This window comes from Mesotoga sp. BH458_6_3_2_1, from assembly GCF_003664995.1.
GTDB lineage: Bacteria > Thermotogota > Thermotogae > Petrotogales > Kosmotogaceae > Mesotoga.
Map to the genome: position 1 here is coordinate 22,528 of NZ_JFHL01000027.1, position 25,790 is coordinate 48,317.

Here is a 25,790-nt window from a genome sequence, read left to right on the forward strand (position 1 = left end):
TTCCTCCGGAGAAGTAAAGCGGGAGGAGAATCTCCTCCCGCGGATGAAGTGCTTATTTCTTAAATACAGTCCAGGAAGAGTAAGAGAGAAGCCCCTCTTCGTTCTGTTCGACGTTTCCTAGCGACTTGTTCGCGGCGTAAAGATTCATTCCTTTGCACACGAAAATCACAGGAAGATACTCTGCGTAGATCTCCTGCCATTCGTCGTAATACGATTTTCTTTCGACCGGGTCCATAGCGACCTGGCCCTTTTCAAAGAGTTCGTACACTCTCTTCTCCCAGTCAAGCATGTTTTCCATGATAGGAAGATTGGTGTCGGGATCTCTCGTTGTTCTGTGCCAGTAGTAGAGCTGAGTTCCCGGCTGCCAGATCGCCTTTCTCAACTGGGGATCTGGCTGGTTCCCGAAAGCCCTTATTCCAACTTCGAAGCTGCCGGCGCCAAACATCTGGCCAGTTAGAGAGCTATCGAGTATCTGTAGATTAACCTTTATTCCGATACTCTGCAAGTCTTGAGAGTATATGTATCCGATATCCTGGTACTCCTGCGGAGAGCTCTGCAGGGTCAGGACGAATTCGAACTTCGTCCCGTCGGGATACTCTCTGAGGCCGTCACCGTCAACGTCTTTGAATCCAAGCTCGTCTAGAATTCTTGCGGCCTCTGCCAGGTTGAAGGGTCTGCGAATCTCTTCGATCTTTGGATTGTAGAAGGCCTTGTTCGAAGGTAGCACTGGAACTCCTCCAAAAACGGCCAGTCCATTGTAGACCTCATCGATGATCCTCTCTCTGTCGACGGCATATTCCATAGCCTGGCGGAACTCGGTGGTCCTGAAAACCTCTCTGAGTTTCGGATCCTCGACATCGAAATTGAAGGCAATGTGAATCGGACTTGGAGTAGGCTGAGTAGGCTCTGCAAGGAAGACTCTGAATGGACCGCCGGCAAGTTCCCTCTCCTTGAGGATTGGGAAGTCGTTTCCACTCACGGCCATGTAGTCGAGCTCTCCTGCCATGAACTTGGCAAGCCTCACCTGTGCATCGCTTACAACGAGGTACTCGATCTTGTCCACATAGGGAAGCTTGTTGCCATATTCGTCGACCTTCCAGTAGTTTGGATTCTTCGTCATGACGACCTTCTGGTCTATTATGTACTCCGAGAGCATGAAGGGTCCGTTTGCTGGAATCTCGTTCAGAGGAGTGTTTGTGAGCCATACATCGTTGACTGAATCGGGCCTCTCCTTGTCGATCTTGCTTTCAAGGGCATGAGACGGGTAGATGTAGGCGTGCGACAGAACTGTGAAGAAGGCAGCGTACGGCGCGGGCAAAATTGCCTTGACAGTGCTGTCATCGACCTTGACCCACTCAATTGGTTTTGCTTCGATTGTGAATCTGGCTACGGAGTTTCCTCTGGCTACGGGATTCATAACGAAGTGCTCAAATGTGAAGATTACGTCATCGGCGGTCAGAGGGACGCCGTCGGACCATTTCACGTCTCTCAGGTGGAAGGTGACCTCTTTGTTGTCTTCCGATACTTCCCACGACTCTGCAAGGGCGGGCCTGATTGCCGACGTAACCGGATGAGCCTCAACGAGTCCTGTGAGCATCTGTCCTGCAACGGAGTAAGCGTTGCTATCGAGAGTACCGTAGAAATTGAATGATTGGGGGGAACCGGTAAGTGCCAGGTACAACGTTCCTCCCGTGCTGGGGTTTGGATCGGGTGTCAGTAAGCTGTCTTCCACGAATGGAGCTGCCATTAACATGGCGGTGAAAAGAACTGCGAGAACTAACAGAAAGATTCGCCTCACGGTAAAAACCTCCTTTATGTTTTCTCTCCCGTCGGGGAGATCAAGGTAAAGCCAGTTTTCCTAGGACAACTCTCTTTCTCGCTCCCGTTACAGACGGAACGTTTGCCTCTACCCCGTTAAAGAATTCCTGAGCGAGAACTGCCATGCCCATCGCTTCCTTTGCCTGTAAGAAGGTTCTTTCAGGCACCTCTACATCAAGGCCGCTCAGCAGTTTAAGGTCCTCGATCATAACGGGGTTAAGGGCTCCTCCTCCCGTAACCACTATTCTTTTCCCCAAAGGTAAATATGAATTGATGCTTTGAACTAACTGGAATACGCTGAACCTAACGAGGGTTCTAACAAGGTTGTCCGGAGAGGAGACTGAGATCCCCTCCAGAAAGACATCGTTGTAAACCTCTCTTCCCGTCGATTTCGGGGGCCGCCTCTCGAAGTATTTTCGGTCTCTCTCCACGAGAACGTCGAGTACCGCGCCGTCGACAGTTCCCCGTGCGGCGATCTTGCCCCCTTCGTCAAACTCCATGTTGAAATACCTTTTTGCAACTAGATCTATCAGGCAGTTGGCGGGACCTGTGTCGAAGGCCTTAACATCCTCGAGTTTCTCGGCCACATACGTGACGTTCGCTATACCGCCTAGATTTACTGCGTAGATGCCGCTTTCAAAATAGATCCAGTCGAAATAAGGGATGATAGGCGCACCCTCCCCCCCGAAAACCATGTCCTTCTTCCTGAAATCAAAGACCACCGGAAGGCCAGTCTCAGAGGATACGATATCTGCTTCGCCAATCTGAAGAGTGGCATGAACCGCTGGATCGTGGTAAACCGTTTGTCCGTGGTATGCGATTGCGTCAACCTTGACTTCTGTCCTATCGAGAAAGGATCTGATTGCGGTTGCGTGTTTTTTCCCGATGAGGAAGTTCATTGAATTGACTCTGTCCACACCAGAAAGCGAAGGGTCGAAGGTTTTCACTATTTCATCATGGAAACTCGACTCGAACTGAACAGAAGAGTGCTCGAGAAGATTCACCTTCATTGACTTTCCACTTCCGAGACAACTAACAACTGCGAGCTCCAAACCATCGGCCGACGTTCCCGACATGACTCCGAGAATATTTCTGGATTGGCTGGAGAGAAGATTTCTTATTTCATTCCAGATCATCCGAGGCTCCCGAAGACGAGATTGTGCAGGCGTCTTCTGATCTGCTGAATCTGCGGTATCGTATCCCGCCTGCTGATATTGGTTCGGTTGGACAGCATAATAACGAATAGTCCCGTAAGTGGATCGACCCAGATCGATGTTCCGGTAAAGCCGGTGTGTCCAAAGGCCTCTTCTCCAAGCATGTCGCCGGCACTGGAGCCCCTTGCAGGTGCCATCCAGCCTAGATGTCGTTTGCTTTCCCCTATCGACACTGTTTCAGATATGAACGTTTCAAAGACCCTGGAAGGAACCAGTCTCGCATACATTAGACTGGAGACGAACTTTAAAAGATCTTCCGCCGATGAAAAAACGCCGGCATTTCCGCTCACTCCACCGAGATAATAAGCGAGTTCGTCATCCGGCAGGCCTCTTAGAACCTTTCCGTCTCTTTCACTTGTCGGTGCCACGTGATCAAGGTCCTTCGGCAGGTATGTAGTCGAATTCATCCCGAGCGGTTCAAAAATCTCCTTAGAACAGAACTCGTCGAATTTGATAGAGGTGACTTTCTCGACAACGGCCATGAGAGTTATGAAATTAAGACATGAGTAATTTATCTTTTCCATAGGCTCGGTCTCGGGTTCTAGATCTATGATGGATTTCAGCAATTCACGTCCCTTAAGCTCTCGCCATGCCTCAGAATATGGCTGCATACCTGAAGTGTGCGTGAGCAGATGAAAGACGGATATTCCCTTCTTCGATTCCGGAACATCGAAGAAATCTCCTAGCGTATCCCAGAGAGAAATCTTTCCACGCGAAACGAGAATCATTATTGCGCTTGTGGTTGCAACCACCTTGCTCATGCTCGCGATGTCGTACACCGTTTCAAGTGTCGTTGGAATGTTGTCATCTACCGCGATGAATCCGTAGGCCTTCTTGTAAAGAACCTCGGTATCCTTCCCGATCAAAACGACTGCTCCCGGGTAAACTGCCTTTTCAATACCGCACGAAACTATTTCATCAACTTTATTCCAGATCAAAGTGAACCTCCTTATGTATTACGTTGTCCGCCAAGGGTCAGCAGTTGCAAGTTATCAGTTACAAGTTGCTAGCATAAGAACCGCTGTACGCTTAAGAGCAAAAACCCGCTGAGCGCTGCAAAGAGCCGTCCTTGGTCCTTCGTCCCAAACCATGAACCCGTCCTTGCAAGTACATTAAGAGCGGTTCTCCGTCATCCGTTCCCCGTTCTCCGAGATAGTGAGTGAGAAAGATACCAGTGGTTCTTCGTTCTTGGCAAAGAATTCCGTCATGACTGAAAATGAGGTCCGTTCTTGATCTTAAATCCCCGCTTGAGCGGGGGGGACCGCTTGCGGTGGGGTGTGTGCTCTTTGAATAACGTTTAGAATAGATTGGCCTGTTCGCAACTGAACGACAAATTCACTCTTAACGTTATTTGGTCTGTGATCCATATGTATGCTCCTACCAGCAACCAGGAATGAACATCGAACAACCGCTCTAAAATGACTATTTGAGAGCATCAACTTTTCTCGCATACAAAGACCAACACCCTCCGCCACTACGTGGCCCTCCTCCCTCAAGGGAGGACTTAAGATCAGGATCATCAAGAGCCAAACACAGCATTCGCACGAGAACCAACATATTAATGGAATTTAACTCCCTGACTCATGGGTAATGATGAGCTCTTGAGGGAAATTGAAGAGCTCTTCAAGGCTTTTCAAGATCCCAGAACCTTACCTGCCCTCTTTGCTTTTCCCTTCTCTACTCCCTAAATAATGGTTTGACCAAGAACGGTTATTCCGAAAACGCCCAATTCAGTCATTCCGACAAAGTTCCTGGTCGGAATCTTAATGCTATTGCTTCACGTTTCTCATCGGCGAACGGAGAACCATTCAACGACCAACCAGTTTCTTTTGCTCTTACGAACCTCCAACCACCAACCTCCGACCCCGGCCTATTTTACAACTCACAACTTGGAACTTGCAGCCGATCTTTTGCTCTTCCAACCTCTGACCACTGACCTCTAACCTCGGTTTCTTTCGAAGCCCAGATCCTGAACAGGAGCATTTCAGGATGACAAAATAAGTTCGTTCTAATCAGATTACTTTAGTTTGCTCGCTCTTTTTCTTTGGTTTTTGCCTCCTGGTGCGCAAGCGCCAGCATCACTTTTGATCTTGATGCCACCAACCTGCTACCCCCGACCACGTTCTTTCAACAGTAATGCTAAACCATTTTCGCTCTGTAAACAAGTTTTTCCTGGCATACTTATAGGGAACTATAGTTGAATAAGATCAATGAGCAACGATATTGGAGTTTATGTATATTCATACTATACAAATAGATAATTGACAATACAAGTCTCCAGAATTTAGAATGGTAGTGTATTCATAATTGAGGAGCAGATATAGATGAATCTAGATGAGGCCGTAGGACGGCTCTTTCTGATTGGAATTCCAGGTCCTGAGATCGATAGCGAGACCGAAAAGACTCTTCGAGAAGTAAAGCCAGGTGCTGTTATTCTCTTCTCGAAAAACATCGTTGATTCAGCACAGATAAGAAACCTAGTCAATGAAATTGAAAGAGTTCTGGGATTCAAGCCCGCAATAGCTACAGATCAGGAAGGTGGAATAGTCAGCAGACTTAGGGAGGGCTTCTCCGTTTCTCCGGGTGCGATGGCGATAGCGGCCACTGGAGATGTTGAAAATTCATCAATTGCCGGGAGAATTATGGCTAGAGAGATGAATGCAGTCGGAATCAATTGGAACCTTGCTCCGGTTGTTGATATCAATTGTAATCCGAGAAACCCGGGTATCGGCGTTAGAAGTTTTGGCGATTCTCCTGATCAGGTAATAGCATATGCCAAAGCCTTTGTCGAGTCAATGAGAATCGGAGGAGTAATGAGCTGTCTGAAACATTTTCCTGGTAAGGGGAGGGCAGATGTTGATGCTCATCTAGATCTTCCTACTCTTGATGTATCGTTTTCCACGCTGGACTCTTTCGAGCTCAGGCCATTTAGGGAGATTTCGGCAGATTCAATTATGCCTTCTCACATATACTTTCCTCAGCTTCAGGCCTCCCGGGTTCCGGCATCGATGTCGAGAGAGATACTGACGGATCTTGCAAGGAACGTGCTGAATTATCAGGGGGTTCTTGTTGCAGATGATCTTGGTATGGGTGGAGTGAGCAATTATTTCTCACCTGAGGAGGCCGCCATCGAGGGCCTCAAGAACGGAATGGACTACCTTACTTACTGCCATGAACCGGAAATTCAGAGGAGAGTTAAGAGGTATTTGACGAGGAAGATCGAAAGATCCTCCGAGCTAGAAGCCCGATTGCAGGAGTCGCTTAAGAGGGTGGAGAGTTTCAGGATGAAGGCGGTAACATTTGAGAAAAACTCGCTTGATGAGATCTCTTCCTCTGAAAATCAGAGGGCGATGCAGGAGATCTCAGACAGATCAATAACAGCTATTCTCGATGATAAGTCTCTCCTCCCTCTGTCTCTCAGCAGTGTAAGTGCTATTTACTCTGTGAGACTCTCTAGATTAGTTCAGGTAGAGGACGGTCCTCAAAGAGGTATTCCCAAAGTTGCAAAGGAGATTGCTCAGATGGTCGATTGCCCGGTGATAGATTATGCAGCTGGAATGACAGTTGAAGAAGCAAATGAGTTGGTTTCAAGTGCCCCGAGAAAGGGTATAAGAGTAGTCTTCACGGAGAATGCTCACCTCCATGATGGGCAAAGAGAATTCCTCATGAGGCTTTCGCAGAGAACAGGAAGAACATTGGTGATAGCTTTGAGAAATCCATATGATGCTTTCATAAAAGGTGTGAACAACTGCGTTCTAAGTTATGGTTACGAAGGAGTCTCGCAGAGGAGTATCCTTAAAGCCATTAAGGGAAGGATAGCTGCCGAAGGAAAACTGCCGGTTAGCATACCGCAGGAGGTCTGAGATGAAGTTTGATAAGCTGGAAACAGAGGGAGCCAATCCCAGGACAAAGAATTTAGATGAACTATCAACTTACGAGATGCTTAGAATAATGAATGAAGAGGATGCAACAGTTCCTTTATCAGTGAGAGAAGTCCTTGAAGAAGTGGCTAATGCTGTTGAGCACTGTGTGAACTCCATTGAATCAGGTGGAAGAATAGTATATGCCGGTGCGGGCACTAGTGGTCGACTAGGAGTGCTGGATGCGGCAGAAGTCGTTCCCACTTTCGGCGTTTCGAAAGACCTGTTCGTAACTATGATAGCCGGGGGCCAGGAAGCTCTCGCAAACGCCGTCGAGCAAGCCGAGGACAGTATCGAGTTAGGTGAGGAAGAGGCAAAAAAGGCAGGGATAACTGAGAAGGACGCGGTAGTAGGTATCTCGGCATCGGGACGGACGCCTTATGTTGAAGGAATACTGAAGTACGCTAGAAAGCAGGGAGCCAAAACGATCATAATTTGTAATGTTGGAAAACCTTATCTCGCAGAGTTTGCCGATGTGACAATAGCGATAAGAACCGGTGCTGAAGTAGTAACTGGTAGCACGAGATTGAAAGCCGGTACGGCTCAGAAGCTGGTTCTTAATATGATAAGTACTATCACTATGGTAAAGGTTGGCAGAGTCTTTGGGAACTATATGATAGGGGTGAAGATCCTCAATCGAAAGTTGGTCGATAGAGCAACTAGAATAGTCTCTGAGATTAGCGATCTCTCTTATGAAGAGTCAGAGAAGATATTGGAGGCCTCCGGCCGGGAAGTTCCACTCGCCATTCTTATGGCATTAACTGGACTTGATAAGAAAGAATGCGAGGAATCTTTGAAGCGTAATAGGGGTCATGTGCGCTCGGCTCTCAAAGAACTCGGAGGAGTGCGTTGAGAGAAACCGGCACACCGGTTTACTACCGGATTTATAAGGAGCTGAAGCGTCGAATAAGTAAGGGAGTCTATTCGAAGAAGATTCCAACCGAAAAGGAACTCTGCAATGAATTCAGCGTCAGTAGGCTTACTCTAAGAAGGGCACTTGATGAGCTCAAGAGAGAGGCTGTAATTGAGTCATCGAAGGGTCGTGGAACATTCGTTGTTGAACGGAAACACGAGGAGAGCATCAGCGCGCTAACCGGTTTCACTGAGGAGGCAGCTAGAGAAAAGCTTAAAGCCAGCTCAATAGTGTTGAGTGTTGGCCTTGTTGTTCCTCCTGATGAAATTGCTAAGAACTTTGGTGTTCCGGCAAATGGTATGGTGGTGTTTCTCCATAGAGTCAGATATCTGAATGACGAACCATACGGAATTGAGATGGCTTATTTGAATCCTCTGGTAGATATCAGGATCCTCAACATAGTCAGCAGAGATATGAGTGTAGAGTCTCTGTATGCTATTCTAAAGAATGAATTGTCACTAGTCCTTGATCACGCTCAGGAAAACATTGAAGTATGCAGACTTTCCAAAGAAGAGGCATTTCATCTTAGTGTAGAAGAGGGAAGTTACGGTATAGCTCGTGAAAGACAGACATTTACAAATAATAACCTTTGTGTTGAAGTAGTCAGATCCGTATATAGAGGTGATCGTTACAGACTGAAGGTTGTGAGGAGAGTAGAATGAGCAAGAAGATACTTGCGATGGACGGCGGCGGTACCACTCTTAGAGTAACTGCCATTTCAAGTGAAGGGAAGAAAAGGAAGAGTTATGCCACGGGAGTAAATATTACTGCAGTTAGTTCCAGTAATCTTATATCGATCTTCTCACTAGTACGAGACGATATTTGGGTTCCGGACGTCATACTTGCGGCTTTTTCCGGTGCTGGAGATAGAATCCGCGAAGGAAAGTTGAGACAGGCGTTGGAATCTGTTTTCAGAGACTCGGAAATTGAGGTAATTATGGATATTGAAGGTCTTTATAGAGCTGCGGTCGGCGAAGAAAGAGGTGTTGTTGTTGTCTCAGGTACTGGTTCAACGGTCTATGGTCATGACTGTGCAGGTGTAGCGGTGAAGTCCGGTGGCTGGGGACACATTTTTGATGATGAGGGAAGCGCCTACTGGATCTCGAAAGAGTTGATCACCGCTTCTCTAAAGTACAGGGATGAACTGATTCCTCACGATCCCGTTTTCGATCAACTTGTCGATTTCTTTGAAACGGATAACATAGAAGAACTCGTCAATCTCACGCTTCTGCCCGACATGAAGACAAAGATTGCTTCTTTTAGTAAAGTTGCACTGGAAGATCCGTCCGAATTGGTTAAGATTGTAGCGGATAAAGGGATCGGAATACTTGCCAAGAGAACCCTCAGAGTTCTTGAAAGAACCGGAGAGGTTGACACAATACACACCTTTGGCGGTTCTTTTGCCTCCGCCTATTACTATGAAAGATTCTCGGAGATGATAAACAATCACAGAACCTCGTTTTTCACTGGGAATGTTGATGAGATACTGGCCGAGCAGATGTTCGAGAAGCTCAATAGATCCTGAACTCTTTCACTAGATTCTCGAACTCTCTTTGCTCATCTTTCCACAGTCTGGAAAGTTCGGCGGCCGTGGCTCCTTCAAGGAGTCTTTCTCTATACTGCTCATCGCCCATTATCAGGTCGAAATGGTGCCTGCCGTCCCACATCTTGTTCAGGGGGATACTGGTCCCGTGATAATGCACATCCCAGTCAAATTCCTCCGGCCACAATCTTATTAGAGTGGCGATTATGTCTAAAGCAAGTTCCAAGGGTTTAATGGCGTTTCTATCTGTAACATAGAACTCAAGACCATTACAAGACTGGTCGTGCAGCTTGAATGCCCCTGGAATGAAACTCCTCTCTCTGAAGGTAACACCTGGATGATCATGCTTTTTCAGTTCCTTGTAAAGCGATGTTGAGTCAATCCATGGCGCTCCTATGTATTTGAAGGGATGAACTGTTCCGCGCCCCATGGATAGGTTCGTGCCCTCGAAGAGGCAGAAACCCGAGTAGAGTATTGCATGCTCAAGAGAGGGTATATTCGGGGAAGGTGTGCTCCACAGGTGACCGGTTTCATCATAGTACATATACTTCTCGTAATTCTCCATTGGCACCACTGTGAGAACTGCACCGATATCGAAGACCTTGTTGAAGTACTTTGCCACCTCACCAACGGTCATTCCATACCTTAGGGCAAGACCGTACCCTCCGACAATGCTGTCTAGCCTCTTCTTAATTGTAGGACCCACGATCTTGCTTGAAAGAGGATCCGGCCTGTCGAGGACAACTACCTCTATTCCCCTTTTCGCACATTCCTCCATTGAATAGACAAGAGAATAGAGATACGTATAAAATCGGAGTCCAACATCTTGAATATCGTAAATGAAGGCATCGATTCCGGAAAGCATTTCCTCCGTCGGTCGTATCACATCTCCGAAGAGTGAATAGATCGGTATACCATATTTTGGGTCCACCGCGTTGTCGACGCTAACTCCATCGGCCGCGGCTCCCGAGATACCATGCTCGGGTCCGAACAGCTTCACGATGTTGAACCCCCGGTTCAGCATAAGGTCAACGTTGATTTTCAGATCCCCGTTTACACCGCTTGAGTTCGTCAGCAACCCGATCCGTTTCTTTTTTAGTTTGTCGCTATCTAATAGACAGTCGATTCCAAGCTTCACTTTCATACCCAGCACCTCACTTTATTGCTCCCTGTGTCATGCCCGTTATGAACTGCCTGGAGAACAACAGGAAGAGTATTATCGTTGGAGCGACGGCAAGCGTAAGTCCCGAGAACAACAGATGCCACTGGTTAACATACTCCCCGAAGAAGATTGAAACGGCAAGAGTTATGGTCGCCTTCGATCTGTCCGTGATGAAAATAAGCGGGAAGAAGAAGTCGTTCCATACGTTGACGAAGCTCACGATAGATACTATGGAGAGGGCTGGTTTGACCAGAGGAAGAATGATTCTCCAGTAAATCTGCATCGGAGAGGCGCCGTCAATTCTAGCCGCTTCTGAAAGTTCGTTAGGGACTCCGTCAATGAAGTTCTTCAGAAGAAAGACGGAGAAAGGTATGTTGATTGAAGTGTAGATAATTATCAGTCCCAGTAGTGAGTTCGTCAGATCGAAATTCCTCATGAGTATAAATATAGGGATAATCGCGAGTCTTGCTGGAAATGCGAGACCGAGCATCGAATAAATGAATAGGAACCTTCTTCCCTTGAAAGTATATTTAGAAATCGCAAAGGCGAACATTGATGAGACGATTACAATACCAATGACGGAAGTACCGGCAACAATCAGACTGTTCTTGTAACCCGTCCCTATTCCAGCCTGCTGCCATGCCTTCGAATAGTTTTCAAACAGGACTTTCGACGGGAATGAAAACGGCTGCATATAGATCTCTCTCATTGATTTGAGCGAGTTCATGATCATAATGAAAAAGGGAACTAGAATGATCAAACAGTAAACGGCCAGAAGGAAGTAGACAACGATTTTTCCGAAAAGACTAAGCTTCAACATATTTCAAACACCCCTCTGCCTTTTCTCAACAATATACACATACAGTATTGATACGGGCATGACTATGGCAAAAATAAAGACTGTTACCGAAGCTCCCAGCCCCATGTCAACGGCCCCACTTCCAAGCCCCCCGAAGGCCGTCCTGTAGAAAAGCGTCCCGAGAACGTCCGTAGATCTGTAAGGACCGGCTTGAACACCTTCCAGAGCGTACACCATGTCGAATATATTGAAACTCCAGATGAAAAGGAGAATTGCTAGCGTCCTGAATGTGGAGAATGCCAGCGGAAAGATGATTCTCCAGGTTATCTTCCAGTTGTTAGCTCCATCGATATAGGCGGCTTCTATCAGTTCGGGCGAAATATCCAGTATCGCCGCCAGAATTACAAGTACATAGAATCCAAGATTTCTCCAGACATTTACTAGTATGATTGTTGTGAGGGCCGTACTGGCATTACCGAGCCATGGTTGGGCCAGCTTACCAAGTCCTATTAGTCTGAGAAACTGGTTTACGAGGCCAGCCTGAGGATTTAGGAAGAGAACCCACATGAAGCCGACAAGAACAAGGGGTATCATATTCGGGATATATGTGACTACCCTGAATGCTCCAGCCCCCTTTATCTTGCTTGCAAGCATCAAAGCGATTAAAAAGCCCAGTCCAAGTTCTAGAATCGTGAGCAGAATAAAGAAGTAGACATTGTGGAAGAAGGCGTTGAACAGCTCCTTGGAAAAGCTTCCGGAGAAGAGAGTCTGGAAGTTCTTAAGTCCAACGAAGGTTCTAGCCCCCACGCCTGACCAACTGAAGAAGCTCAGAATCAAGCTGTCAAACAGCGGGTAGATTATAAATACTGAATACAGGATTAGAGCAGGTAAGATGAAGACGAGAAGGTATCTGAGTTTTATTTGCATCTTCGTTCTCCTCTATAAACTCCTCCCCGCCTACCGGCGGGGAAGAGGTGGAATAATGCAATTACTTATTCATCAAAGGTGGATACCACTGAGATATTGCATCCTGAGCCATCTGTGAGAGTCCTTCGGGGGTAAGCTGACCTGCGTAAAGAGCTTGCATTCCCGGGCTTAGGACGTCGTCATACAGAGAAGGCTTCTGTGTCGTGAAGACAGATCCTACCCAGTAGACCCATGGAGAAGCATTGTTGTTGTAGACATCTAGAACTTCTTCCAGCAGAGGATCCGGTGGAATCGATGCTCCGACAACGGCAGGGATATTGTAGGTGATTCCTGCGAATATCGTACCGAATTCAGGTGTCGCGCAGAACTTGATTATCTCTTTGGAATCTTCGAGATTCTTGACGTTAGATGAAAGCGCTATGGCTCCGTCGAGATAAGTGTAGGCATATGGTGTCTGGTCCTCGGTAAGTGGTGGAACCATGAAGTATCCGACATTCAGATCGGGATTCAGATCTTTCCATGTCTGATAACCCCAGGCGCCGTAGAATACCATCGCTGCCTGGCCGAAGGCAAATGCCGCGTCCTGGTCGACGGTCGTGTTTCCCATGAAACCATCCTGATAATAAACCTTCAGGTCGTTGAGCCTTTTGTTCAGATCAGTGAACTTTGGATCAAGGAAGTTCGTTTCGCCGTCTGTTAGCGCCTTTATCCAGTCGGGTCCAAGAACACTGACACCACAGGAAGCGTGCTGCATCGTGAGTGCCCAAGCTTCCTTTCCATAAAGGAAGAAAGGCGTGATTCCCTTGTTCTTGACAACTTCGGCGTTGGCGACTAATTCATCCCATGTTGCAGGTTCCTCTAGTCCGAATTCTTCGTAGTAGTCTTTGTTGTAGAATATTCCAACTACCTGAACTGCGAAGGGAACTCCGTAGACCTTGTCTTCCCAGGTGACTGAATTCAGTGAGGCCTGCGGGAAGTTCGACATATCCGTGAACTCATCTATCGGAAGATAGAGCCCGTTCTCGATAAGAACTTGAGTTCTTCCTCCGGGAAGTCTTCTGGAGTAAACGATATCCGGACCTTCACCGGTCTGGAGAGCAAGGGCGACCTTTGAATCGTATTCCGTCGGCGCAAATGCCGTGTATTCGATCGTGATGTCGAGACCTTTGCTCTTCAAGGCCGCTTCGACTTCTTTCCAAACCTGAGCGTCCTGAGTTCGCCAGCTCCAGATGGTAACTTTGCCGGCAAATGCACTTACTGCAATGATCGCGACCAAAGCCAGTAACAAGAATTTCTTCATACTTTCCCCTCCTACAAAATGAAGTTGAGAACATACTTACGGTATACCATAAAAGACATATGACAGATCAAAGAAAACCCTATAAAGAACACTCTTGCCATTCACATAAAACGAGGAATAAAAAGAACCGATGGACTATATTGTTAGTATGATTATACAATATGTACTTATCCAAAATAAAACTCCGAAAACCATTGCGCAGACAAGATCTGTAGAGCTCATTGCCGTAATCTAGCACTATACTGGCCATAATGCAAGACAGAAGAGATCATTCCTGGGAAATACAGTCTCCTGCACAAAAAATCCTTTCATAAAGACAATGTCAGAGAATTTATGACGCAAGATCATCTATGAACGCCGAGCTAGATTGAGACTCTATTTTTGAGGGCAAGGTTTAGTTGGAAGATTGATTTCATGAAAACAGCCTAATCATATAGAATGGTATTACGAGTAGCAAAACACGACATTTTATTATCCCGTCTACCGGAGTTTTGCGATTATGGCATTGTCTCTTGGAGGTGGAAGATGGAAAGAGTTACAGTAACCACTGAGGCCAGTATGGAAGGCACTATAGACAACTTCCTGTTGATGAGGCACAGAGATGTCGAGTCCCTCAAAGAAGCACTTGTCACAGATGATTTCGAAAGAATGATGAATATTGCGAAAGACTTGAATAATGAGGGAAGATGTTGCGGGTTTGACTTTGTATCTTCGATAGGAACGAAACTCTACGCCGCTGCCTCTGAGAAGAATAAGTTGGCCTCCGAGATCTGCGTTGATTTTTTCAGCTGGTATATGGCCAGAATCAGGACGGAAGTATTCGGAGAGTGAAACGGCTTCGGACGAATAGACATCTGGGAGGTAGTGTTTGATTCTGAAACCTATGGAGCAGCCGGTTCTACCGGAAAGAACATCAGAAAAACCGGCAATAGTCATCACCGTCGGTGATCCTGCGGGGATTGGGCCGGAAATAGTGTCGAAGGCCATCGCCAATGCGGAGATCTTCAAGATCTGCAGACCGATTGTGATAGCGGAACTCGGGATTCTTCAAAGAGAAATAGAAAGAAACCATCTCGGCATAAAGATAGAGGCAGTTTCCGAGATAACCGATCAGATGAAATTCCTCCCGGGCACTCTCGCTTTGATCAACATTGGAATTCCGGATAGACTTCCAGAATATGGAAAAGTCAATAGAGACTGCGGAAGGGCGGCTTTTGAATATCTAAGGAAGGCAGTTGAGCTGGCGGAGGAGGGAAGGATATCGGCAATTACAACCGCCCCAGTAAACAAGCTTTCTATCAAAGCTGCGGGAATACCTTACGCTGGTCACACCGAGATTCTAGGCGCCCTGACGGAAACAATAGACCCCCTGACGATGTTCGAAATCGCGGGAGAGATGAGAGTCTTTTTCCTATCCAGACACCTATCGCTCATAGATGCCTGCAGAATGGTGAAGAAAGACAGGGTCTACAATTACATATTGAGATGCGAAGCGATTCTGAACCAGCTGGGCATACAGCGGCTCAAGCCGATTGGTGTAGCTGCTCTTAATCCCCATGCGGGCGAAGGAGGTCTTTTTGGAAGCGAAGAGATCGAAGAGATTATCCCGGCAGTAGAGCTTGCAAGAAAGAAGGGTATAGATGTTGTAGGCCCCATAGGTGCCGATTCGATCTTCAACATGTCTAGAAAGGGTGCCTTCTCCGCCATCATCTCTATGTATCATGATCAGGGACACATTGCAACTAAGACCCTCGATTTCGAGAGGACTGTCTCGGTAACCCTGGGAATGCCTGTTCTTAGGACTTCCGTGGATCACGGAACGGCCTTTGACATAGCCGGAAAGGGAATCGCCGATCCCACAAACCTGATTGAGGCAGTTAAAACCGCGGCGCGCTACTCATAGATCTTCAAATGTTCCTCATCGCCCTTCTTGATATGGAGATTTGAGTTGTAGAATGCGGTCATTTGAGAAGACTAAACTGCGATAAAGTAGATTATGGGCTATAATTGAACTACAAATATTTCTTCAGAAAGGATTCTTCATGAGTACAATTGAGGGCCGAAGAGTCGATCTGCTGGTATCTAGTGAAAACTCCAACGAAGGATTCAACGCTATAAGCCATATATTGGCCGCCATTCTCGGCCTTGCCGGGCTGGTCCTGCTAGTTGTTTTTTCTGCCATTCAACAGAAGTGGCTTCATCTGGTAAGTTTTTCGATATACGGGACGACCGTCGTCGTTTCAATGACCTTGAGCGGTCTTCTTCACTTCTTCCTGTGGTTCAGAAAGTACTATAAGGTCTTCGCGATCCTCGACCACAGCGCGATATACTTGCTCATCGCCGGCACCTACACCCCTTTTTGTCTCGTCGTAGTAGGAGGCTGGGTTGGCTGGACGGTCTTTGGGATAATCTGGGGACTCGCCATCTTCAATATCATTCTAAAGTCAATTTTCTTCTCCACCATGCCGCTGTGGATGTCGATGGCAGGCTATCTATCGATGGGGTGGCTTTCGCTTGCCATGGTCTACAGCGTCTACATACGTGTGGGGTTTTCGGCAATCCTCCTCCTGCTTCTCGGTGGCTCCTTCTATACAGTGGGCGCAGTGATCTTCATACGGGAGAAACCGAATCCCTTCCCAGGCAAGTTTGGTAACCATGAGATCTGGCATATCATGGTCATGCTCGGAAATCTCACCTTCCTCTTGATGATGTTCCTATATGTCCTGCCCTACTGATTTGTCTAAATGAACGATCTGATTCGGTCAAAACTTAACCACACAGGATAACGCGTGATAGAATTCTCAGTTCTTAACAAAAATCAAATAAACTGGCCGCAGAATCTTCTCTTCATTGTTCTTCCCCCTCTTTATACAAAGCTTTTGCCGTACCGTCGCCGAGTCTTCGAAATTCATATCTTGAATTAATTGAAATGGAGTGCAATAAATTGAAGTGTACTTAAATATATTTAAGGTATAGTTTGACTTTTCAAGTTAAAAGTTGTATAATGAACATAGTTGAAAACTATTTACGTTCAACTTATGTTTTGGAGGTGGACCGATGAAATACTCAATAAGCAACTGTCCCGTCTGTGGGGGGAAAATGACAATCACAGAATACAAGTGTGATAGTTGTGGAACAACTATTAGGGGAAGATTTGAGCTTGACGATATCATGAAACTCTCTGCCGAGCAACTTGACTACCTCAAGACTTTCATTAAGAATCGAGGTAACCTTTCTGAGGTTCAGAAGGAGCTGGATATTTCCTATCCTACAGCCAGAAATAGACTCGAGGATATTGTGAGAGCAATGGGCTACCAAGTTGTCGACAAAGACAGAGAAGAGGCTTCCAGAATTCTTGAGAAACTGGAATCTGGTGAACTGCAGCCCGACGAAGCTCTTGAGATGCTAAGAAGAGTTAGAAAAAAGAAGTAGGTGGTTTTATATGGATAGAGAAGAAGTCTTGAAGATCTTGAAGTTAATAGCCGACGGCAAGATCTCTCCTGAGCAGGGAAGGGATCTTCTTGAAGAGTTTATCGAATCATATTCAGAAGAAAGATCTGGAAGGAAGTTTATCATAGAGGTTGTGGATAACTTTACCGGAAAAGTGGAAGCGAATATAAAGTTGCCCGTTAGGTTGGCAAGGTTTGTAGGAAACTTCGTTAAAGAAAAGGACGCGAATTTTAGAATAGGTGGAAGAGTGATTGATTACAATCTAAAGGAAGTGCTTGACGAGGTAATCAAGACCAGAGAGTCGGTTGAAATTGAAACCGAGGACAAGAGAGTAACGATAAAGGTAGAGGAATGAGGGGGTATGGTCGTGGAAAAGAAGTTTGAATTCGAAAGCGCTGGCATTGAGATCTTGAAGGTTACCTCGGCAAGCGCAGATCTTCAGATCGACCTTGTTGAAGATGGAAACGTGGTTGCATTTGTTGAAGTGGATTCGAATGATTACGTTCCCGAAGCCGAAAGGTCAGGAAAGAAGCTTACGATAAAATTTCAGAAGGGTTCTAACATCAATATTCCTTTCATAAAGAATTTATTTGACGGTGGGGCCGATTTGAAGAGCATAAGGCTTCTTGTCCCGAAGAACATTCAAGAACTCGATGCAAACAACGCTTCCGGTGATGTCAATATCTCAGATTTCGATCTGAGGAGTCTGAAGATAAACAACGTTAGCGGTGACGTGAAGATTGAAAACTGTTCGATGAATGAGTTTAGCTTGAGCACGGTAAGTGGAGATCTGACTTTCGTTGCATCGAATTACCGCAGAGGCAAATTCGGATCAGTGTCGGGTGATCTCAGCATAAAGGGGCTTCCTCCGATGGAAAGAGAAACGATAGTCTCTTCAGTTAGCGGAGACGCCATTATCTCCTATTCGGGAGAGCCTAAATTTGATGCTACAATCTCCTCTGTGAGCGGGGACATCTCATCTGATGTTGGTCTTGTGAAGGTAGATAAGAAACACTATAGATCGGGAAACGGTGAATCGCAGGAGTATTTGAAAATGAACAGTGTTTCGGGAGATCTCATCATTAGTACGAAGTACACGGGGACTCCGGCGAAGGAAGTCAAGGTTGAATCTAGAACAGTCTCTTCGGAAGAGAAGAAGGGACATAGATCGGCCGTTGTCGAGGAAAACCTTCAGGATCAGGAGACGAGTAAGATTCTTCTTCTCTTCAAAGAAGGCAAACTGACAAAGGAATATGCCTTTGAGATGCTCGGCATTCTCGGATACTCGGAGCAGGAGATTGAAGAGATGCTTGAAGTGGACGAAGAGCTTCGGAAGCTCAAGGACTCGGTAGATGTAGTAATCAAAGACGAAGATGCCAAAAACGAGGAGTCTCCCGAAGCTCCAGAAGAGCCAGATGCACCCGAACAACCGAATGCTCCCGAAGAACCGAAATCAATCTGATTGGAAAAGAAGGTGATAATGAAATGAAATTCGGAGCGCTATTTGCGATTTTTCTGGGGATATTGATCATTCTGTCGGTTACTCACATAATTCCTAGCTTTGCTTTCGCGATAGAGATTTTCTTTGCCATTGTATTCCTCTATCAGGGATTTAAGATATTCAGAAGATTCAAGGCGGAGTATATGGGCAGTCTCATCTTCGGGGCGATTCTTGTCACCGATCTTTTAATTGGTTTTAATATTATCAAGGGCTTCAGAGGATGGGGCTTCTGGGAACTCGTGGTAGCCATGATAGGATCATATATCGTTGGTTGGGGCATAGTAACTCTTTTCAGAAAAAGCTTTAAGCTAGGAAAGACACAAAGTTCTACTAGGCAGGTCCTGAACATATCGAGACCAAAGGAGTTTGATGAGCTCGAAATAGAACTCGAGGCAAACCTAACAAAGGTACTATTGATGGACAACACTTCAAACGGCATCGACGCCAATGTAAGTTTTGACAAACTGAGTTTCAATGGAGATCTGAAATATGATATGGATAAGGCTAGAGCTGTTTTGAAGGCGAAATGCAAGGCAAAATCGGGTGTTTCGAGTGTTCTTTCCAAGTCAAGAATGAACCTTGAGATCAACGCTGAGTCCATTCTTAGGGTAGAGGCTACACTAGATGGAGCTGATACAGTTCTTGATTTTTCGAATCTCAATCTGGATAGGGCTACAGTCAAGACCTCATTGTCCAGGCTGTCAATAATTCCTTCTGAACGGCGTGACTCGATAATAGATATCGATTGCGAAGTTACTTCCCTGAACATCAGGGCCCCAAAAAATGTTGGACTCAGTATTGTTCACGAAGGGGAGTTGAACTGGAGTAACTTCAACAATCTCATGGAGAGAGAAAAGGGTTATGTCTCCAATAACATCGACAAAACTGCAACCACCTGCCAGATTAACGTAAAGTCAGATATGTCTAAGATCTCAATCGACTGGATATAGAAGCTTCATTTTATCTGCCGGCCCTGTGGCCGGTTTTTTTTGGACCGGTCCGTTTGGCAAAGATCAGCCGGGTTCAAGAGTCGAAAGTCGTTTATTATTATATAATCAGGATACCGGATAGGTTTTTCCCGGAATTTTTTGCTCGCGAATCAGGGCAGAGGCAGGGGGCGCTCCTTGGACAAGTGCAGAATCGACCCAAGGGTTTTCAAAGTACCGATTGACAAGATGAGAGCCGGCTACTATTCTGACAAATACTTTACGAGACTTGTCGAAGTCCTCAAAAAGGCAGATAAGAAGTCAAGGGTGCTATACCAGCTCTTCCCGAGAAGAGACGCGACAATAGTGGGAATTGACGAAGCGCTCGCCATTCTTCGTTTTGGGACCGGTTATTACTCGAATGAAGAAGAGGCGAAGAGGCTCTTCGAAGAGGTACTGGAGATTGAGAAGGAGGTCAACCACGCAGCCTGGGAAATGGACCCTCGGGCTTTGGTGGAACTCACAGCTCGAAAATGGGATCTGAAGATGAAGTTGAATGATCTCTGGATTGACAAATGGCCCGAACTCGAAGTTTGCGCGCTGTACGACGGCGATGAAGCAAAGGACATGGAACCGGTAATGACTATAGAAGGCGACCCCAGATACTTCTCCTATCTAGAAACCATATTGCTGGGTGTTATAGCGAGAGCCTCTTCAACGGCGACTGCCGTCAAGTCCGTCGTGAAGGCGGCCAGAGGCAAGGAGATACTCTTCTTCAGCGCGCGATTCGACCATTTCTGGACTCAGGCAACGGACGGATACGCGGCGCTCAAGGCCGGTGCCTTTGGTGTATCTACAGATGCGAACGCCGACTACTGGGGAGTTGAGAGCATGGGGACGATACCTCACGCGCTTATCGCAGTGTATAACGGAGATACGGCCGAGGCCGCAATGGCTTTCGATCGTTACATAGAGGGCGGAGTCAATCGAATAATCTTGGTCGATTGGGACAACGACGTAATCGGAACGACGATCGATTGCGTTGCCCGCACGTATAAGGCCGAGACCGGTGAGGACTTCATACCTGGCAAAACCGATCCTTCGGTTGTCATAGGTCCGGGAAAGGGAAAGATATGGGGCGTGAGATTCGATACTTCTGGCAGCCTGAGAGACGTTTCTGTCGTCCCGAAAGACTCTTCCTCGCTGGGAGTCTGTCCCGAACTGGTCTGGAGAGCTAGAAGGGAATTCGACAGGTGCGGAATGAAGGATTTGAAGATAGTCGTCTCGGGCGGTTTCACGGCGGAGAAGATAGATCTCTTCGAAAAGCTTGATGTCCCCGCGGATGTTTACGGGGTCGGTTCATCTCTGTTGAAAAACAAGCTGGACTTCACGGCAGATATCGTGGAGGTTGAAGGAAGACCCTGCGCAAAAGTCGGAAGAGGAAAGAAAGAGGCTCCAAGATTGGAAAAAGTAGCGAGTAACTATTGGAACAACGATAAAGAGGAGAGGTGTTGAAAATGGAAGCAAAGGGAACCTGGACAGTAAAAAAAGGGTTCGCTGAAATGTTCAAGAACGGCGTAATCATGGACGTTACGAATCCCGAGCAGGCAAAGATAGCTCAGGATGCCGGAGCCACTGCAGTAATGGCTCTTGAAAGAGTACCGGCGGACATTCGAAAAGAGGGCGGAGTAGCCCGAATGGCAAAGATTGGTCTCATCAAGGAGATCATGGAAACTGTAACGATCCCTGTAATGGCCAAAGCTAGAATCGGCCACATCGCCGAAGCGAAGATCCTCGAGGCTATTGGCGTTGACTTCATCGACGAATCGGAGGTTCTTACCCCTGCAGATGACAAATATCACATAGACAAGAGAATCTTTACCGTCCCCTTCGTTTGTGGAGCGAGAAATCTCGGAGAAGCAGTCAGAAGAATCGCCGAGGGAGCCGCGATGATCAGAACAAAGGGAGAGGCCGGCACAGGAAATATCATCGAGGCAGTCAAGCACATGAGAACCGTCAATGAAGAAGTGAGAAAGGTCCAGATGATGAACGATGCCGAACTCGTCCACTACGGAAAGGAAATCGGTGCGCCTGTCGAAATCCTCAGTCAGGTAAGAGAGCTCGGAAGGCTTCCCGTTGTCAATTTCGCCGCAGGCGGAGTGGCTACACCGGCCGATGCGGCTCTCATGATGATGCTCGGCTGCGACGGAGTCTTCGTCGGTTCGGGAATCTTCAAGTCAAAGGATCCCGCAAGAATGGCCAAAGCGATAGTCGAAGCAGTTTTGCATTATGACAATCCCGAAGCGCTGGCAGAGATCTCCGAGAACGTAGGAGATGCAATGGACGGCCTCGAGATCGAGACTCTTGAAGTTAGAATGGAAGAAAGAGGCTGGTAAGGGTTGAAGATCGGTGTTCTCGGAATTCAAGGCGCTATACAGGAACATCTATCGATTCTCAGGAAGGCAGGAGTGGAACCGTCCTGGGTGAAGGATCGGAAGGAGCTCGATTCAGTCATGGCGTTGGTAATGCCGGGCGGAGAGTCGACCACTATGATCAAACTCTTGAAGAGGTTTGAAATGTGGGAGACCCTCAGGGATAGGATAGAAGATGGAATGCCGGTCCTGGCAACCTGCGCGGGCATGATTCTCCTGTCGAAGACGATCGAAAACGTCGTTAATCAGGACTCTTTGGGCGTTCTAGACATTAGCGTCAAGAGAAACGGTTACGGCAGGCAGATCAACAGCTTCGAGGTCGATCTACAGATCGACGAGATTGGACCCGAACCATTCAGGGCAGTATTCATAAGAGCTCCGAAGATCGAATCGATCTGTGACGAAGTAAGAGTCCTCACAAGCTACGAAGAATTGCCGGTTCTCGTTCGCCAGGGCAACGTGCTGGCAGCCTCCTTCCATCCTGAACTTACCGGAGATTTGAGGATTCACCGGTACTTTCTAAAGATGGCCGAAGCGGCTGGACAGAGGATTGAAAAATGTGCAGAATGATCGCCTTCAAGGCAGATAAGAACATAGATGCTAACTGGATCTTGGACATTCTAAAGGGCATCTCCATGAAAGGCATTTCCAGTCCTCACAGCGACGGTTGGGGCTATGCCGTGTGCGGCGAAGGAAGAGAGACCTACAACAGTTCCGGTGCGATCTTTGATAGCGACAAGAGGCTTCCTCAGAACAGGGTAGGCATTATTCATTCTCGAAAAGCCTCAAAGGGATACGTTGTCAATCTCGAACACGTTCATCCCTTCTACGCCACGGTCAAGGGGAGGAACTACGCCTTCTGCCACAACGGAACGATATACGACTTCGCTAGCGATGAAGGAACAACAGATACGCAGAGATATCTCGAGCTTCTTGTAAGCAATCTTGAGATATATGAAACGAAGAGAGCTCTGGAAATCACCGCGGACTTTGTGGCAGAACATTATCGCTACACGTCGATCAACGCGCTTCTCACGGACTATGAAAGCGTGTGGGCAATAAGGCAGAACGCAGAGAGAGATGACACGGAGCACGCCCTGTTTCTTTACGAAAGGGATGGGGTAAGAATAGTCTCCAGTGAACCTGTCGAGAAATTCGGCGGACTTCTCGGAAACTCTATCGAAATAAAAAACGGCGAATCGATAGTTCTTTAGTAAGTCCTAATATAATAGCGGATTACAAGAAAAAAACCGGCCATTGTGGCCGGTTCTTATATACTTGTAGCTTTTCTACTTCAGCTGGAAGCCTATGCTGAAGTTGATGGTCGCAAGTTTGTTGTCGGTGAAGCCGTCGGGGCTGTCGGAGTTTTCGGAAGTGCCCTTAGCGGTTCCACCTATGAAACGTACATTGAAATAGGTTTCGAGATAATCCGTTAGAAGCAGGCCAGCTCTTATAGAGGCGTCCAGCACCGATCCCTCGAAGTCGAAGTCTGCTCCGTTAATGAAACTGCTGGAGGCGTAGAAGCCGTCGATGTCGGCAGCGAGGTAAGCCTTTTCATTCAGCCAGTATGCGCCCTTCACTTTGATAATCGGAACGGGACCGACATTTTTGTTGTCGACGAACTTCGTTCCGTCGAGAGACTCGAAGTAGATATCTGCATTTCTCAACTGAAGAGAAAGACCGAGGGCAAGATAGCTGTTGCCCTTTCTCAAGACGTCGTAAGTGTAACTGACCCTGTAAAAGGGGAAACCGTAGTTCAAGAGGATTCCGCTTCCGGCGGGGAAGGTGACTCCATCGACTATCAGATCGTTTTTAAGCTGAACCTTCGACTGAACGGTGAGCGGCTGATACAGAAAGTAGACCGTATGTTTGCCGATGCTCAGCCCAGCGGTGTACCTTTGATATGGAAAGAGAACGTCCTGACCGCCATCTTTCACGTAGTTAAGAACGGTTCCCGTCTGACCGAACTGAATGGTGTGGAAGATCACTCCTGTAAATCCGATCTCATAATCAAGCTCGAGTTTGAACCTGTTTTCGGGTTTGTTCAACATGCCTGCCGATGAAGCAACTGCGATAAGAAGTACTACTATCAGTACGAACCTTGTCTTCACGATCCCACCTCCGTTTATACTGATTACAATTATATAGCTTCCAGTTACAAAAGTGTCAGGTCATTTGGGGATTATCGATCTCTTTTTCGCTGCTAGAATAGTCGCAAAGGGGGCAGATATGGAGAAGCGTTTACCTATTCTGGAACATGATTATGAAAGACCGGCCGTCATAGAACCGACGAAAGTCATCTCTTCGATCCCCGAAATGCCGGAAAGAGCGGTAATTCTCTTCTATCAGGGCGTGATAGAGACTCTCTTGAGCAAGGGTCTTCTGAAGAAGATCATTGACAGGAGAAGCGAGGTAGGATTCTTCCCAGTCTATGAGATCGAATACAGAGAGGTCAAAGTCGCTATCTTGAATCCCGGACTTGGAGCTCCGTCGGCGGCGGGCTTCTATGAGGAGCTCATCGCCCTTGGAGTTAGAAAAACAATAGCCTGCGGCTCATGCGGAGTATTGAAGAGAGAGATCCCTAGGGGAGAAATCATAGTCGTTGAATCTGCCATCAGAGACGAGGGAACATCGTACCATTACCTTGAGCCTTCCCGCGAAATCGCTGTAGATACAGAGGTGTTGAAAAAGGTGGAGGCCTCACTGGAAGCTTTATCGATTCCATATCTCAAGGGAAAGACGTGGACAACAGACGCTTTCTACAGGGAGACGAAGAAGATAGTCAAGGAGAGAATCGACGAGGGCTGTATTACCGTCGAAATGGAGGCTTCGGCCCTTATGGCCGTCTCGAAGTTCAGAAATGTCCTCTTTGGACAGCTGCTTTCCTCGGGAGACGACGTTAGCGGCGAAGAGTGGGACAGAAGATTTCATCCCGAGGCCGCCAGTCATAAGGAGCGTGTCTTCTGGGCGGCGATAGAGTGCTGCCTGAGATTATAGATCTATTGCCATTCAAGCCCTTTGATGTGCATGTCAGAAAACTGAAAGGGTGATAGTATGTTAGAACCGATCAGGATTTCTGCAAGAGAACACTCAAGTGCGATAGAAATCTTGGCAGAAGCATTTGCCGATGATCCGATGGTCAAATACGTAGTTAGTGAAAAGAGAAGGGAAGTCACAAGGAAGATCTACGCAGTCATGTTTAAGGCCTATTCTACCAGAGGGAATGCCTATTTCGATTCGCCCGATATGAAAGGAATGATTCTTTGGATTGATTCTGAAGAAGAGCCCGGCCTTGGAGCATGGATCAGGAGCGGAGCCTTGAAAATGCTCAAATTTCCAGCAAGATCACTTAATCGTCTTATGAAGGTCGGCAGGGGAGTCTCGAAGGTCCACAAAGATTGCATAAAAGGTCACCACCTTCACCTAATCTTCATTGCCGTTTCTCCCGCTTCGCAGGGCAAGGGTATTGGAAGGCAGCTTTTGAGCCTTCTTACGCGTCAAGCAGATTCAAGAGCTCTCCCCTGTTATCTGGAGACTCAAAACCCTTTAAACCTAGGCTTCTACAAATCCTTTGGCTTTTCCATTGTGAGGGAAGTTGAAATATCGTCCAAACTCACGACCTGGAGCATGATTAGAAATGCTATGTGGAATAATGAATGAGATGGATCGCTGCACTTGCGACAGTCTTTTTTCATAAGCAAATAGAGAGAAAATGCTAGAGAAACTCAGAACTAAGACGTGTAGTACTCGAGATTTTCGGGTAAACAAAGTCACTCTTTCATTAATCAATTTTGCAGGCAGACTGAAAGACGGTTATTGTTAACAGTATCCTTTCTTTTGGTTCTGTGCGACACACTTCTTCGTTCGTTTCTCTATGGCTCTATG

General features: G+C 46.9%; 25 protein-coding genes. 17 read left to right on the forward strand and 8 right to left on the reverse strand.

The annotated features are described in order from the left end of the window. Positions 1-52 precede the first annotated feature (52 nt). From Y697_RS12410 to Y697_RS12420, 3 genes are read right to left on the reverse strand one after another with little or no spacing between them, the layout of a single operon-like run. Entirely contained in the window at positions 53-1,798 is a 1,746-nt protein-coding gene (locus tag Y697_RS12410; protein ID WP_121552026.1) for an ABC transporter substrate-binding protein, read from the reverse strand. Between the two features lie 40 nt (positions 1,799-1,838). Further along, on the reverse strand, positions 1,839-2,894 hold the full coding sequence (locus Y697_RS12415; RefSeq protein WP_259462555.1) for an anhydro-N-acetylmuramic acid kinase: 1,056 nt from the start codon (positions 2,892-2,894) through the stop codon (positions 1,839-1,841). A gap of 56 nt (positions 2,895-2,950) precedes the next feature. Next, the gene (locus tag Y697_RS12420) at positions 2,951-3,970 is read right to left on the reverse strand and encodes a serine hydrolase (protein ID WP_121552030.1); all 1,020 of its coding nucleotides are present in this window, start codon (positions 3,968-3,970) and stop codon (positions 2,951-2,953) included. Between the two features lie 1,386 nt (positions 3,971-5,356). Here Y697_RS12420 and nagZ point away from each other — a divergent pair. The 4 genes from nagZ to Y697_RS12440 are packed head-to-tail and all read left to right on the forward strand — an operon-like array spanning position 5,357 to position 9,390. Continuing rightward, the gene (gene nagZ / locus Y697_RS12425) at positions 5,357-6,895 is read left to right on the forward strand and encodes a beta-N-acetylhexosaminidase (RefSeq protein ID WP_121552032.1); all 1,539 of its coding nucleotides are present in this window, start codon (positions 5,357-5,359) and stop codon (positions 6,893-6,895) included. A gap of 1 nt (position 6,896) precedes the next feature. Next, positions 6,897-7,805, forward strand: coding sequence for an N-acetylmuramic acid 6-phosphate etherase (murQ, locus tag Y697_RS12430; RefSeq protein ID WP_121552034.1), 909 nt, complete (start codon positions 6,897-6,899; stop codon positions 7,803-7,805). Continuing rightward, positions 7,802-8,527 (forward strand): GntR family transcriptional regulator, encoded by a 726-nt coding sequence (locus Y697_RS12435; protein WP_121552036.1) that lies wholly within the window; start codon positions 7,802-7,804, stop codon positions 8,525-8,527. The genes murQ and Y697_RS12435 overlap by 4 nt, the downstream gene beginning before the upstream one ends. Next, positions 8,524-9,390 (forward strand): BadF/BadG/BcrA/BcrD ATPase family protein, encoded by an 867-nt coding sequence (locus Y697_RS12440; RefSeq protein ID WP_121552038.1) that lies wholly within the window; start codon positions 8,524-8,526, stop codon positions 9,388-9,390. Before Y697_RS12435 ends, Y697_RS12440 begins: the two co-directional genes overlap by 4 nt. Here Y697_RS12440 and Y697_RS12445 read toward each other — a convergent pair. From Y697_RS12445 to Y697_RS12460, 4 genes are all read right to left on the reverse strand, one after another. Next, the gene (locus tag Y697_RS12445; protein ID WP_121552040.1) at positions 9,377-10,552 is read right to left on the reverse strand and encodes an exo-beta-N-acetylmuramidase NamZ domain-containing protein; all 1,176 of its coding nucleotides are present in this window, start codon (positions 10,550-10,552) and stop codon (positions 9,377-9,379) included. The genes Y697_RS12440 and Y697_RS12445 overlap by 14 nt on opposite strands. Before the next feature lie 10 nt (positions 10,553-10,562). Next, positions 10,563-11,390, reverse strand: a complete 828-nt coding sequence (locus Y697_RS12450) for a carbohydrate ABC transporter permease (protein WP_121552041.1) — start codon at positions 11,388-11,390, stop codon at positions 10,563-10,565. Between the two features lie 3 nt (positions 11,391-11,393). Beyond that, positions 11,394-12,296, reverse strand: coding sequence for a carbohydrate ABC transporter permease (locus tag Y697_RS12455; RefSeq protein ID WP_121552043.1), 903 nt, complete (start codon positions 12,294-12,296; stop codon positions 11,394-11,396). Between the two features lie 61 nt (positions 12,297-12,357). After that, the gene (locus Y697_RS12460) at positions 12,358-13,596 is read right to left on the reverse strand and encodes an ABC transporter substrate-binding protein (protein ID WP_121552045.1); all 1,239 of its coding nucleotides are present in this window, start codon (positions 13,594-13,596) and stop codon (positions 12,358-12,360) included. 525 nt (positions 13,597-14,121) lie between these two features. On the opposite strand from Y697_RS12460, the gene Y697_RS12465 reads away from it, so the two are divergent. The 11 genes from Y697_RS12465 to Y697_RS12515 all read left to right on the forward strand — a co-directional run bounded on the left by Y697_RS12465 (position 14,122) and on the right by Y697_RS12515 (position 23,119). Continuing rightward, positions 14,122-14,427 (forward strand): cytoplasmic protein, encoded by a 306-nt coding sequence (locus Y697_RS12465; protein WP_121552047.1) that lies wholly within the window; start codon positions 14,122-14,124, stop codon positions 14,425-14,427. 37 nt (positions 14,428-14,464) lie between these two features. Beyond that, on the forward strand, positions 14,465-15,499 hold the full coding sequence (gene pdxA / locus Y697_RS12470) for a 4-hydroxythreonine-4-phosphate dehydrogenase PdxA (RefSeq protein WP_121552049.1): 1,035 nt from the start codon (positions 14,465-14,467) through the stop codon (positions 15,497-15,499). A gap of 139 nt (positions 15,500-15,638) precedes the next feature. After that, positions 15,639-16,331, forward strand: coding sequence for a PAQR family membrane homeostasis protein TrhA (gene trhA, locus Y697_RS12475; protein WP_121552051.1), 693 nt, complete (start codon positions 15,639-15,641; stop codon positions 16,329-16,331). A 322-nt stretch (positions 16,332-16,653) separates the two neighbouring features. Then, entirely contained in the window at positions 16,654-17,028 is a 375-nt protein-coding gene (locus tag Y697_RS12480) for a DUF2089 domain-containing protein (RefSeq protein WP_121552053.1), read from the forward strand. A gap of 10 nt (positions 17,029-17,038) precedes the next feature. Continuing rightward, a complete protein-coding gene (locus Y697_RS12485; RefSeq protein WP_121552054.1) occupies positions 17,039-17,401 on the forward strand; it encodes an SHOCT-like domain-containing protein in 363 nt (120 codons plus the stop codon). 6 nt (positions 17,402-17,407) lie between these two features. Beyond that, entirely contained in the window at positions 17,408-18,508 is a 1,101-nt protein-coding gene (locus tag Y697_RS12490) for a DUF4097 family beta strand repeat-containing protein (RefSeq protein WP_121552056.1), read from the forward strand. 23 nt (positions 18,509-18,531) lie between these two features. Then, on the forward strand, positions 18,532-19,497 hold the full coding sequence (locus Y697_RS12495) for a hypothetical protein (RefSeq protein ID WP_121552057.1): 966 nt from the start codon (positions 18,532-18,534) through the stop codon (positions 19,495-19,497). Positions 19,498-19,722: 225 nt separating this feature from the next. Further along, on the forward strand, positions 19,723-20,988 hold the full coding sequence (locus Y697_RS12500; RefSeq protein WP_183083816.1) for a nicotinate phosphoribosyltransferase: 1,266 nt from the start codon (positions 19,723-19,725) through the stop codon (positions 20,986-20,988). 2 nt (positions 20,989-20,990) lie between these two features. Next, complete coding sequence (gene pdxS / locus Y697_RS12505; RefSeq protein WP_121552060.1) at positions 20,991-21,869, forward strand: pyridoxal 5'-phosphate synthase lyase subunit PdxS; 879 nt, start codon at positions 20,991-20,993, stop codon at positions 21,867-21,869. A 3-nt stretch (positions 21,870-21,872) separates the two neighbouring features. After that, positions 21,873-22,475, forward strand: coding sequence for a pyridoxal 5'-phosphate synthase glutaminase subunit PdxT (gene pdxT, locus Y697_RS12510; RefSeq protein WP_121552062.1), 603 nt, complete (start codon positions 21,873-21,875; stop codon positions 22,473-22,475). Beyond that, positions 22,463-23,119, forward strand: coding sequence for a class II glutamine amidotransferase (locus Y697_RS12515; protein ID WP_121552063.1), 657 nt, complete (start codon positions 22,463-22,465; stop codon positions 23,117-23,119). Before pdxT ends, Y697_RS12515 begins: the two co-directional genes overlap by 13 nt. A gap of 75 nt (positions 23,120-23,194) precedes the next feature. Here the strand turns inward: Y697_RS12515 and Y697_RS12520 are convergent, their stop codons facing one another. Then, the gene (locus Y697_RS12520; protein ID WP_121552064.1) at positions 23,195-24,016 is read right to left on the reverse strand and encodes a hypothetical protein; all 822 of its coding nucleotides are present in this window, start codon (positions 24,014-24,016) and stop codon (positions 23,195-23,197) included. A 52-nt stretch (positions 24,017-24,068) separates the two neighbouring features. On the opposite strand from Y697_RS12520, the gene Y697_RS12525 reads away from it, so the two are divergent. Continuing rightward, entirely contained in the window at positions 24,069-24,902 is an 834-nt protein-coding gene (locus Y697_RS12525) for a nucleoside phosphorylase (protein WP_259462556.1), read from the forward strand. A 57-nt stretch (positions 24,903-24,959) separates the two neighbouring features. Continuing rightward, positions 24,960-25,565: an N-acetyltransferase gene (locus Y697_RS12530; protein WP_121552068.1), complete on the forward strand. Its 606-nt coding sequence runs from the start codon at positions 24,960-24,962 to the stop codon at positions 25,563-25,565. The last annotated feature ends 225 nt before the right edge of the window (positions 25,566-25,790 follow it).